Origin of the sequence: Nodularia sp. LEGE 04288 (assembly GCF_963896525.1) — a bacterium.
GTDB lineage: Bacteria > Cyanobacteriota > Cyanobacteriia > Cyanobacteriales > Nostocaceae > Nodularia.
The window spans coordinates 1-10,933 of record NZ_CAWQOY010000030.1; the positions used below are offsets into that span (position 1 = coordinate 1).

At 38.7% G+C, this 10,933-nt stretch carries 8 protein-coding genes; 4 read left to right on the plus strand and 4 right to left on the minus strand.

Annotated elements, in window-relative coordinates; all coding sequences use genetic code 11:
* Positions 1 to 407: 407 nt before the first annotated feature.
* Complete coding sequence (cas2, locus tag AACX33_RS02590) at positions 408 to 686, minus strand: CRISPR-associated endonuclease Cas2 (RefSeq protein ID WP_227789411.1); 279 nt, start codon at positions 684 to 686, stop codon at positions 408 to 410.
* Positions 686 to 1,753: a CRISPR-associated endonuclease Cas1 gene (gene cas1, locus AACX33_RS02595; RefSeq protein ID WP_227789412.1), complete on the minus strand. Its 1,068-nt coding sequence runs from the start codon at positions 1,751 to 1,753 to the stop codon at positions 686 to 688. Before cas1 ends, cas2 begins: the two co-directional genes overlap by 1 nt.
* A gap of 279 nt (positions 1,754 to 2,032) precedes the next feature.
* On the opposite strand from cas1, the gene AACX33_RS02600 reads away from it, so the two are divergent.
* Positions 2,033 to 2,755, plus strand: a complete 723-nt coding sequence (locus tag AACX33_RS02600) for a DUF4384 domain-containing protein (protein WP_227789413.1) — start codon at positions 2,033 to 2,035, stop codon at positions 2,753 to 2,755.
* A gap of 177 nt (positions 2,756 to 2,932) precedes the next feature.
* On the plus strand, positions 2,933 to 6,775 hold the full coding sequence (locus AACX33_RS02605) for a tetratricopeptide repeat protein (RefSeq protein WP_227789414.1): 3,843 nt from the start codon (positions 2,933 to 2,935) through the stop codon (positions 6,773 to 6,775).
* Here AACX33_RS02605 and AACX33_RS02610 read toward each other — a convergent pair.
* Together AACX33_RS02610 and AACX33_RS02615 are read right to left on the minus strand one after the other, a co-directional pair.
* Positions 6,758 to 7,531, minus strand: a complete 774-nt coding sequence (locus AACX33_RS02610; RefSeq protein WP_227789415.1) for a peroxiredoxin-like family protein — start codon at positions 7,529 to 7,531, stop codon at positions 6,758 to 6,760. The genes AACX33_RS02605 and AACX33_RS02610 overlap by 18 nt on opposite strands.
* A 171-nt stretch (positions 7,532 to 7,702) precedes the next feature.
* Entirely contained in the window at positions 7,703 to 9,286 is a 1,584-nt protein-coding gene (locus AACX33_RS02615; protein ID WP_227789416.1) for an AAA family ATPase, read from the minus strand.
* A gap of 321 nt (positions 9,287 to 9,607) precedes the next feature.
* On the opposite strand from AACX33_RS02615, the gene AACX33_RS02620 reads away from it, so the two are divergent.
* The gene (locus tag AACX33_RS02620; RefSeq protein WP_227789417.1) at positions 9,608 to 10,267 is read left to right on the plus strand and encodes a primosomal protein; all 660 of its coding nucleotides are present in this window, start codon (positions 9,608 to 9,610) and stop codon (positions 10,265 to 10,267) included.
* A 170-nt stretch (positions 10,268 to 10,437) separates the two neighbouring features.
* Positions 10,438 to 10,890 (plus strand): hypothetical protein, encoded by a 453-nt coding sequence (locus AACX33_RS02625; RefSeq protein WP_339406010.1) that lies wholly within the window; start codon positions 10,438 to 10,440, stop codon positions 10,888 to 10,890.
* Positions 10,891 to 10,933: the final 43 nt, after the last annotated feature.

Here is a 10,933-nt window from a genome sequence, read left to right on the forward strand (position 1 = left end):
GGGTTAGGGGTGGGGTCTTATGACACAAAAGAGAATTTCCCGAATTGTGTGTACAAGCCCCAAAATAGAGAAACAGGATGCAAAAATTAATGGGAACTTAAACCAGTAACTAAAATCGTTCTTTCCTCCAAATATTGCCAATAGAATCTTTTAGCCATAGATGCAGAAGAACCCCAAATATCACCTCCTTTATATCTATACCTATGGGTTCTTAAACTTCTGTAAGAAGGTCCAAATTCAAAGAGGGTTTGGAATGCTTTATCATATTGCTTGCGGTCTTGGAGTGATAACTTATCAAACTGTTGCTGGGCTTTTGATGTCAAGACAAGATGAAACTGAATTGCTTGATAAAACAAGAAGTTCAGAAAGGGCAGGTTTTACCCACCCATAGATAAATTTCAGTGAATTTAGACAATGAAAGCCGCATCATCAATTGCTAACTTTGCTTGAGTTCCTAGAACTGCAACTTTAGTCCGGGTATTAGCTGAAAGAGGATAAAAACGAACTTGGTCTTCTCGTTTATTGACAAGTTTCAGTAGGCGTTGGGAAAGGTTTTTGTATTGTTTTTCGTCCAAAACGCACTCAAACACTGATTTTTGTACCCGCAGTCCGTAAGCCTCCAGGAGTAAAGAAATTTTCTGACGACGACTATTATTTACAATGTCATAGCAGACAAGGTAAAACATTACCGTTTCACCATCATTAATGGAATGGGTGCTAATTCCTCAGTAATGTTGATTTGGGTTTGACTGGCTGGGTGGGAAATCAACATAGGACGATAATGTTCTACATCACCCAGCAAGAAAGCGATATATTCTTGCACTTGTAGTTGTAAACATTGACGATATGTAACTTCACCTGCGCGGGGATGGTTGACGATAGTTGTTAACTTTTCTTCCCAATGTTGCAGGAACAATTTCAAAGCATGGATATGTAATTCTACATTGCCTTGAGGATCAGGAAGCGTAAAATGTTTTAAAGTGATGATGCGCGAGTTAAGTAAATTGGCTACCAATTCATCAACCAACAAGGCGCGAAATTCTGCCATCAAATCGTAAGCTAAAGGAGAGTTGATGTTGCTTTCTTTGTACAAGTTAGCCCAGTCGGGATGTAAGCCCGCAGACTTGAGGAAACAGTGAATTTGTTGGTGTAGGAGGGCGTAACCTAGATTAAAAAGCAAGTTGATAGGGTTGGCTTTGCAGCTGCTACGACGTTGAAACTTAAATTGGTGAGGGAGAAGAAAGGCAAAGGCGGGATAATAAAAGCTGCCTGCACTAGTGGCATATTCCCGTAGTTCTTTCAGAGAATGGGCTGTGGCTAAGTCATCCATTAAGAGGGTGAGAAAGTTTTCCGCCATTTGTAAACGAGAGTTGATATGGCAAGGTGTGAGATATTTGAGCAGAATCAGTTGGTTATGCAGTTGCGCCCACAAGCAACTTTCCGCAGTGGCGCGGATAAATTCCTTATCGTGGGAACGTTGAACTTGTTTGGCTAAGTATTGGGGGGTATAGTTAGTATCGTTTTCTAATCTGCCGATATATTCTCCTTGAGAAGTGAGAAACAAGGTAGAAATTTCTTGTGATAGTAGAAATTTGACGGTTTTGGGGGCAATGTGAGTGTGTGTGAGAATGATAATTTGGCTAATTTGGGAAAGGGATAATCTGAGTCGAAGTTCCTGCTGTTGCCAAATATGTAAGCTTTTGCCTTGAACTTTGAGTAATGTGCCTGGTTCGGTGATGTAAACGGTAGGCATAATGCAGCTAATAGTTAAGGGTGGAAAAAAGGATTTTTCAGACAATTAACCAGTGATTGACATTGCTGTTTAATCATGAGTTTGTGTCTTTTCAACTCCTTAATTCCATGTTCTCAGGTGCGTATATGAGTTGAGTGATGAGTAAATCAACAATAGTGATGAGTTGAGGAATGAGTTGCTGAATTTTAGGCTGAACTGAACTGTATTGGCTATAAATCTTGTTGACATAAGTATCTAATTTCGGATATGAGTAACATAAAAAGCGTTATGATTTAGACTATGACAGACACAAACCGTTCTATTATGGCAACAGTTACAGGCATCCAAAAGGCAAAACTGGCATTGGAACGACGAAATTATACTAAAAAAGCTTTAGCTTTAGAGTTAGAGTTGGCTGCATCAACAGTTAATAACTTTTTTAAAAGAAAGCCTATTTATCGTACCAATTTTGAAGAGATTTGCAGGTTCTTGGGATTAAACTGGCAGGATATCGTTACATCTGTAGACCAACTTTGGGAACAATTGCAAACATTTGGTACGATTACTGAAAAAATGGGATTAGTTGTAGTCGAAGAACAAACTTTAGCTTGGGGTTGGCCGACAAACAGCATTTATGAAAAATCTGTGCAGATAGGTAGTTATATTCGTGTCGAAGTCAATTTTGAAATTTCTGGCTATTTACTGCTGCTACAACGGGACACATCTGGGAAGATATGGTGTTTTTGTCCCTCGTGTTTTGCCCCTCAACCACATTTAAACACTGGTAAAACCTGTTTACCTCAAGAGGAATCAGAAATTACCTGTTTCCCCATTGAAGGAATTCCAGGTAAAGAAGAAATTTTAGCATTAATTACTCCAACCATGCTTTCTTATTACTGGCTACCTCAAGCTAGTGATGAGCCTTTAGAATTGACAAACAGTCATTTAAGCGAATTACTAGATTATGTAAATAACAATAAAGAATACAAAGTTTTATATACAGAATATATGGTGACAGAATAAACTTAATGTAGCCGAGGATAATTATTTTAATATGCCGGAAATTACAGCATATTTCATTTGGTTAAACTACAAAAGAGCGGGCAAGATGCCCACCCTACAAGATTTATGATATTAAAATTTCTACTTCATTGACTTGCAAAGTGCTGGATCATTTATATTCTAATTCATAAAAAACAAATGACAAAAATACTAGATTATATAAACCATATCAATTCTCAAGTTATCGATTTAGTTAATCAAGGCGATTTAAAACAAGCTGTTTTAACTGCTTTAAAATCTGTAAAATTATGCCAAACTCACAAAGTTACCGAACATTCAATTTTTTCTGATAGTTTGAATAATCTAGCTGAATTATATCGGAGGCAAGGACGTTATTCCGAAGCGGAACCTTTATATCAGGAAGTCTTAAAAACCAGAATTAGGTTATGGGGAGAAGAACATCTTGATGTTGCACAATCATTAAATAATTTAGGTGCGTTTTATTTTAATCAAGGTGATTTTTTCGCAGCCGAGCAAAATTTTGTTAAGGCTTTAAATCTCTGGAAATGCTTACTTGGTAATGAACATCTGCAAGTAGCTACTGGTTTAAATAATATTGCAGCCATATACCAAGCCCAAGGTCGCTATTTAGAAGCTGAAAATATTTATATAGAAGTATTAAAAATCCAAAAATCATCACTTGAATCTGAACATCCTGATATATGGCGAACTTTGAATAATTTAGCGTCCATATATGAATTTCAAGGACGTTATCAGGAAGCTGAAAAAACTCATTTATCAGCTTTAGAGATAATACAAAAGTTGTATGGTAACGAACATCTTGATGTAGCCGTCAGCTTCAATAATTTAGCCGCATTATATAATTCACAAGGATTATATTCTCAAGCAGAAGATAATTATTTACAAGTTTTGGCAATTTTACAACCATTACCAGGAGAAAATCATCCTTATATTGCTACTACATTAAATAATATTGCTGAAAATTATAAAGATCAAGGACTTTATTTAAAAGCTGAACAATTACATCTAACCGTTTGGGAGATGAGAAAAGTTTTATTTGCTGGTGAACATCCTGATATAGCCAGTAGTTTGAATAATTTAGGAGAAATTTATCTCTTGCAAGGACGCTATTGGGAAGCAGAAGAGAAGTATTTATCAGCGTTGGTAATGAGAAGGAAATTGTTAGAAAACCAACATCCTGACATAGAAAATAGTTTGAATAATTTAGCTGTATTATATATAGATATGGGGCGTTATACCGAAGCTGAACAACTATATTTAGAAGTTTTAAATATGGGGGAATCTTCGCCAAACCAAGAACATCCTGATATAGCAAATCATTTAAATAACTTAGCAACTCTTTATCAAAAACAAGGTCGATATTCGGAAGCCGAACAACTGTATTTAGAAGTTTTGAAGCTGAGGAAGAAGCTGTTAGGTGATGAACATCCTGATATCGCCGCTACTCTCAATGATATTGCCGAAGTTTATCGCTTACAAGGGCGATATTCTCAAGCTGAATCTGTTTATTTCCAAGCTTTAAGGATGAGGAAGAAGCTGTTAGGTGATGAACATCCTGATATCGCCGCTACTCTCAACAATTTAGCAGTATTATACACTAATCAATCGCAATATCCTCAAGCTGAATCATTATTTTTACAGGGTTTAGCTATTACCAAAAATTTGTTTGGTATTGAACATCCACAAGTAGCAACTGCTATGAGTAATTTAGCTACTATTTATAGTTATCAAGGACAATATTTAGCAGCCGAAGCCATACATTTAGAGGTATTAAAAAATAGAAGGCTTTTATTTCCAGAAAATCATCCCCAAATTGCCTACAGTTTGAATAATTTAGCCGAAACATACTTTTCTTTAGGACGCTATGAGGAAGCTAAACAAAATTATTTGACTGCTTTGGATATGAGAAAAAGCTTATTGGGAGAAGAACATCCTGATGTAGCGAATAGCCTGAATCATTTAGCTACTGTATTAACTGCTACTAATTCCTGGACAGAATCTTTATCTTATCGAGTAGAAGCTAGTTATATCAATGATAAATTAATTTCTAGGGTGTTTGCCTTCAGTTCAGAAAGTGACCGATTAGCTTTAATTGATAAATTGCGGCTTAATTTTGATTTGTTTCTTTCTCTAGTCTATCAGCATCTGTGGGAAAACGCAGAGGCAAGGCGAGAAGCATTAAATTTTGTCCTGAAACGCAAGGGGTTGACGGCTGCTTGTCTATCAGCCCAAAATGAAGCTTTATGTAGCGATCGCTATCCTCATCTCCAAACCCAATTTCGTCAACTTTGTGATTTAAATACCCAGTTAATCAATTTAACTTTCTCTGTACCGGACAATAGCGATTTTACAGCATATCAAAGTCATCTCAGCCAATTATCGGATGACTATGATCATTTACAAAAATATTTAGCATCTCAAGTACCAGAAATTCAACTGGCTGCACAAACCGCAGATTGTTGTGCGATTGCTCAGACATTACCAACTAAATCAATTTTAATTGAATTTGTCCGCTTCGATGTGTTTAATTTTCACGCAGTACCAGCAAAAGGAGAACAACAATGGTATCCTCCTCGGTATCTAGCGTTTATTTTGCCTTCTGGACAGCCGGATGCAGTGCAGATGATAGATTTAGGTGAAGCGGAAGTTATTGATAACTTAATTGAGGAATTGCGAGCAGCCATCCTAGAGCATAACCCATCCCTAGCTTCTGACTCTACTCAACAAACACTGGGATGGGGATTAGCAAAATCTCAGGCTATACCCAAGTTGCAAATCAAAACATACAACCCAACGGTAGCTATTCAACTAAGTCAACTGCTATTTCAGCCTATCCAGCCATTGGTAACAAATTATCAACATCTGATATTTGCCGTCGATGGTAACTTAAACTTATTGCCTTTGCAAATATTACCATTAGATGCGGTGGGTAAAAACCTGCTAATGGATGAATATACAATTTCTTATTTAAACGTGGGGCGGGATTTGATGCGATGTCTTACGCGTATTACTAGTGATAAGCAAGTTACAGGTAGCACCTCGGAGACAGCGATGCGATCGCAAGTTGCAACGTCGCGGATTGCAGATGTACCCCTAATTATAGCAGATCCAGATTTCGATTTGGCTGTTGAGTCCACTAATAAAATCACGCCGCAGCAAGACAGCAATCTAGGAACACAGCTACAACCCACCAATATTCAATTTGTCAACACTCTGAATGGTGAAGTTTTACATCGTGCTGCTGGTACAAAGCTTCTGGCTGAAAGTATCTCCAAAAAACTCAAAGATGCACGTTTATATCTAGGAAAAGATGCACTGACAACCCATTTAACAAGCAGTAACTGTCCCAGTATCATGCTCATTGCTACTCACGGCTTATTTTTACCCAACTTGCCACCACACAGACAAAATGAGGAGTTGAAAACACCAATATTTTCCATATCGAAGGCTAAAAACCCAATGCTGCGTTCCTTACTGGCCTTAGCAGGTGCTAATACTTGGTTAAGTGGAGGAATTCTACCCCCAGAACTGGGTAAAGGTTGTGTTTTTGCTCAAGATATCGCCAATTTGGACTTATGGGCAAATGAACTCACAGTTTTATCTGCCTGTGATACGGCTAGAGGTGATATTAAAATTGGCGAAGGTGTCTTTGGCTTGCGTCGCGCTTTTACAGTAGCTGGAACAAAAACTTTGGTGATGAGTTTGTGGAAAGTCCCTGATAAAGCCACAGCATTATTGATGGAATGTTTTTTTGATAACTTGCAGTCTGGGATGCAACGTACAGAAGCGTTACAAAATGCTCAAAATTATATCCGCAATATTACAGTGAACAAGTTAAGAAGGTCTAACTTGGGTATAGAAATATTAAAGGAATTGTTGAGAGTTAAGGATTTATCACCACAGGGTAAAATTAACTGTCAGGAAGAAGATACTCTCCTTCAGCATCCTTTTTACTGGGGAGCTTGGATTTGTCAAGATACCTCAATCAATCAAGGATAAAAATGATAGGGGCTGACTCATCTCAGCAGCAAAGCCCAAAATTCCTGGGTCTCGATGTTCGTAAAGTAACTGACCTGTGGAATCAAACAGAAAAGTTCCACCGCGTTGAGTTAAGTACGCAGAGTTAGGTACATAAGTTTGCCAATTGCTCAGAACTTCCACCATATTCCGTAGCCGGAGAGTAGCTAACTCAAAGGGACGTTGAAACCCACTCCCGCCAGCTAGTTGGAAAAATGAGCCTTGAAAAGCAGGTAAAGGAGTACCTTGAATAATTTGATCATCTTCAATCAATTGAGGCGCTTGACGGTCTCCCTTGTATCCTCGAAAAACTTCTTTTAAGGTTCCTGGACTTCCAAGCCCTGCACACATTAACATGAGATTTAGCCAAGCTTTCCCAGACCCAGAAAGTCCAGGGAGAGAAAGATTTAGTCCTGAATAGAGATTGAGTTGGCGATGTAGTTCTGCATTCGGTTCAACAAATAAATTCTCAGGCGGAAATCCTGTATATTCACAGAATTTTGTTCCAGAGGTGCGATTTCCAATTCCCACTGCACGAATAGCAAGTTTTTCATCTGACCATTTTTTTACTTCGCGCTGTAACCACCAAGCATATTCCAGACTGTCAAAATCACCGAGTTGTGGCCAGACTAAAATAAGAATATGTGAGGCAGTCTCGCAATTTTCTAGTAGGGGTCGGGTCATGCGATCGCTAACACGCTGATATTCTGTTTGAGTAAGGATAGCGTAGGGATTCATGACAAAGGATTAACTGCTATTTAGCTATTTAATCTTAGTCCAATTTATCAGAATTTATGCTAAATCCCTAAGTTTTCTCTCAGCCTTTTCTGCCACTTAGTACGAGAATTAACAAAATGTGTCACTGAATGTTTGTACAGGCGATGCTTTGTACTTGGTATTTAGTTTGTATTATTCAAACAACTCTTGATGTTGAGCAGCAAAGCGAGAAACATCCTGACTAGCCACAGGTTGAGCATAAATAGCCTGATTGCGAATAGCCTGGATTTGTTCTGACTCTCGCTCCATAGCTGGTGTAAACTCTTGTCGCTGTTGTAGCAAATCTTCAAACTCAACCTGCCCTGGTCTACCCTGGTAAAAAGCTTCCTCAGCACAACGACGGACTGCATTACCAATTTCTGCCGGAGTGCAAATACGATATTCAGCCAACAATCTCCGCCATTGGTCATCATTCCAAGGTGAATTGTAGTCTCGAAAAGCTGGAAAAAACTTGGCTAGATGTAGATTGAAGACTTCATATCTAGCCCCTTCATGGGGTAAGTCCACAAAAAAGATATCATCAAAACGGCGAACTAATTCCGCAGGTAACATTTCTAAGCGGTTAACAGTGGCGATGGTATAAACTGGCTCTTGATGCTCTTGCATCCAAGTTAATAAACCAGCTGATAACCGTCGTGCTACACCACCATCTGCATTAGAGTCCCAACCTGCAAATCCCTTATCAAAATCATCCCAGTAAAGTACACAAGGAGCCAAAGATGTTACCAAAGCAATAAATTCCTTTAATGCTCTGTCGGGATCAGGACTACCCAATAATACACCCCAATTAGCAGCTAACAGTGGTAATCCCATTTTCTGCGCGGCTAACTTGGCAGAGAGACTTTTACCCGTACCCGGAGGACCCCATAACAGCATCCCCGTAGGAAACTTCAAACTGTATGCTTGTGCTTTTGGTTGCAGCAAACAGGTAATAGTGTCCCATCTTTTTTCCAGTAAATCAAATCCCCCGGCTGAAGGTACATCAGGTTGAGCAATATACTCTAAACCCCGTCCCCGCAATTTGTTAACTTTATGCTCAAGCACTAATTGCACCATTTCCTCAAGTTGCTCTGCACAACCGAGACATTGCTGTAGTAGCATATTTATCTCGCCAATGGGTAAACCCTGACAGGCGCGAAATAACAATTGCAGCGCTGCGGTTTTTTCTGTTGTCTCTAACCAAGAATAGCGATAATTGTTATGCTCAACCCAGGTATCACAAAACTGCTGCACAACCATCTGCACTTGCTGTTGGTCTGGAAGTGGGTGAGATAATACAGGAATAAAAGGCTGTAATTCTAGTGGTAGTTGAACATAAGTCTCCAATAACACCCAGTAATGATGTTGCTGATTCCAGAGAGCTTGATGACAGCTATTAAGTAGTTGATAGGCACGTTTGTTACTAATTTTATTCCCATCACCCTGATTTAGCAATCCTTCCAGTAAATAAATACCAGGTTGATATTCCTCCAGAAGATACTGAATAATATCTCCATTTTTACCCCTGTTAGTTGGCTGTAGAATATACTGCTCTTGATACTTAATTAATTGCTGTAGTCCACAGTAACCAGGATTCCAGACAAAAACAGACAAAGACCGCTCCTCACCCCAATGGTAAAATTGCTGTAATATCTGCATTCTGTCAGGCGTATGATACTCCAAAGCTACAAGTCCAGTATTTTGGTCAGCCAGAGCCGGCCAGTCTGACAATTTCATAATTCTGACTTGAACAACTTATTTTTCGGTTTTAAAGCAAATTTATCACTGATGCTTTAGCCATGAGGTTAATGATCACTAACCTCATGGCTAAATTTCATTTGTAATCACAATATTTAGCATATTTATTACTGTGAAAACACCGACTGATGCAAAAAAAATATATAAGTACTACCCCATACTCTTGCATCTATATATGACAAGAAGAATCAACCAAAATTCTGGTTTATTTCAATCAATGAGTAGGAAATGGGAAGTGGATGTGAAAGCCGCGATTGCGGCAAGGAAGTGAAAAATTCACTTAAGAAAGGAATTTCTGAAATGGCAATTGCGAAGCGCACCGAAGGAATAAGCAAAACTCGTGCTAACAACAATACTCGTCATGCAGCTAATGGTAGAGGCTCAGTCAAAGCAAATAGCACAACTGCTGCCACGAAATCAAAAGTTGCAAATGTTTCACCACAGCAAGAAGCGTTAGCATTATTGAAGGAACTGCGGAACCTAATTTTCAAGGAATACGGCGTTAAACTCCAACTACGTGATTCCCGTGTTTCTACCAAAATCGGTCATGCAGCCCGTGAAAAACTCGGACTTGATATTGCAGCCCAAGTCAAAAAGAAAGGTGGTAACAAAAAGTTTGATTGGCAGAAGTGGAACACCAAATTATTTACTAAATTGTTTGGACAACCGGATGCACTCAAATATTCACCAGAAGTAGTAGCAATCTTTATGAGTATGCTATACGACACTATCAGCAGTGATCCTGAGCAAGCAATAGCGGATTTAGTGGAGTTTAACCGCGCATCTCTGGAACGTCGCAACTCTTTCCAAGAACAAGAAGAGGAAGAACTTGAAGAACTTGACGATTTAGACGACGAACTTGATGAAGACCTGGATGAAGATGAGGAGGACGACGATGAACTCGACGAAGATTTAGATGAAGATGACGACTTAGACGAGGACGAAGATGAAGACGAGTAGATACTTCTAACTGATCCCCAACAGTTAACATAATAATTAGCCAAAAAAACCTGTGTTATTTGAAATAATGCAGGTTTTTTTTTAGAGAAATACAGACAATTTTGTACTCTATCTAAATCAAAACTGTTATAAATAAGCTGAAGCGGATGGCATCTTTCGATGCGGTTTCTATGAGAAAAATACAATATCAAGGAGTGATTCTCATGGTTAATGTTCGCAAACTTGCTAAACCAAGAAACAAAATTGCAAAGCACATTCCTGCCTTAGAACGAGTCAAGACTTATCAGGAAAAAGTACACCTGATGGTCATTGAAGTATTGCGGGAAGAATCAGGAAGAGAATTAGCCGCAGTGTCCAGATTTAACGCGCAAGAATTTGATTGGGAAAAACACAATTCTCAGTTTCGTAAGGATTACTTCAACACACCATTAAAAGAATTAATCAATTATGCCCGTAAGCTTTACGGCTTGAATAATCTGGATGAAATTCGAGATAGACGTGCTGCTCATAAAGCGGCTCGTTCTAAACGCATCGACGGACTCAATAGTTTAAGCAACAATTCTGATGAATTGATAGATGAAGATTTTGAGCAAGATGATGAAGAGATGGAACTAGAAGATTAATTTCAATACCCCGAATTAAATGAGATGATTCGGGGTATTGAAA